The organism is Rhizobacter sp. Root1221 (assembly GCF_001425785.1).
GTDB lineage: Bacteria > Pseudomonadota > Gammaproteobacteria > Burkholderiales > Burkholderiaceae_C > Rhizobacter.
On the sequence record NZ_LMDI01000073.1, the window covers coordinates 1 to 1,325 of the forward strand.

1 protein-coding gene is annotated in these 1,325 nt (G+C 66.6%); it reads right to left on the reverse strand.

The features are described 5' to 3' along the window. Positions 1-623: 623 nt before the first annotated feature. The gene (locus ASC87_RS28375) at positions 624-806 is read right to left on the reverse strand and encodes a hypothetical protein (protein ID WP_056671184.1); all 183 of its coding nucleotides are present in this window, start codon (positions 804-806) and stop codon (positions 624-626) included. Positions 807-1,325: the final 519 nt, after the last annotated feature.

Consider the following 1,325-nt stretch of genomic DNA (forward strand, 5'->3'; position numbering starts at 1 on the left):
TGCGCAAACTGAATGGCACTCGTATAGTCCGCCGCCAATTTTTTGCTACAGATCCGTTACCAATGGACGCATTCGAGTGGGTCCAGGCGACCGGAATGGGCGCAATGCGGACTCGCTGCCACCCCGCGTTCGCCCCGCGCGGGCCCGGTTTTCCCGCGCAAAAGGCAAAAAGCCCCCTGGCTTTCACCAGGGGGCTTCGCGTGACCAGCGGTCCGCGGCCTATTTCAGCGCGGCCGACGGGATCTCGACGGTATAGGCATCCACGTCCAGGTCGCTTGCCCCAGCTGGCGTTGTCCACCATGAAACACCAGTACCGGCCATCGGCTGACGGGGAACCCTGATCTACGTCGCCGCGTTCGACGCCGCCGGCAACAAGACCCGCATCCAGACCACGGTCACCGCCGCGTCGGGGACGCCCCCGCACCGGCACCCACGCCAGCACCAGCACCAGCGACCGCAGCCGGACTGAGCCCCGCATGCAAGGCGTTCTATGCCAACAGCTTTTCGCTGGCCAAGCCTGCGAAGGGCGCGTCACGGCCGAGCCCACCTTCAAGACCTGCCTGGTGCGTGGCACCGATCACGGTCGCCGACAGCACGCGCCAGCTGGTGTACTCGAACAATGGCTACTGGCACTCAGCGGCGTCGAACGCGGCCAGGAGGGCCTTGTGGATCGCTTCCTCTTCCGCAGCAGCGGCCTCGGAGAGCGTGGCCGCCAAACCCTGCGCGTCGGAGGAGGCTGCACCGCCTCCCCCGCAAGCAGCCAGCGCCACCAGCAGGACGCTTTCAAAGGCGGCCATCAGGGCCAACCGGGAATCCAGTTTCGTCTCCGCACTCCGTCGATCCGATCATTCACAGGAACCATTCGCCCACCGTGCAGCCAAGGTAGCGGCATTGACGGGGAACCGACGGGCGCAGGCCCTGGTCGACGGCCGCGAGGCAACCTCTGGCCTCTGCACGGTCCCGGCGGGTACTGCTCGGCTCGGAGGATAGAGGTGCGCCACGGGCAAGCCGTAACGGAACCGGCCTGATCTGTAACGGAGGGGCCCGGCGCAGGCTGCAGGCACCACCGACAAGCGGCCCCAGTTGCCCCTTGCCTTGGCACGTCGCTACCGCACCACGCGGAAAAGCGCCCTCCAGGCGGACCGAAGGGGGCTTGCGTTCGGACACACCAGAGCGCGCCATGTGGCGCTCCAAAAAGGAAAGGCCCCGCGATGCGGGGCCTTTGAGCGTCAGGAGGGGCGGCAAGCGCCCGTTCCGTGTCGGCTTCTTACTTCACGGCGTCAGCCGGGATTTCGATCATGTAGGCATCGACGTCCGTGTCCGAG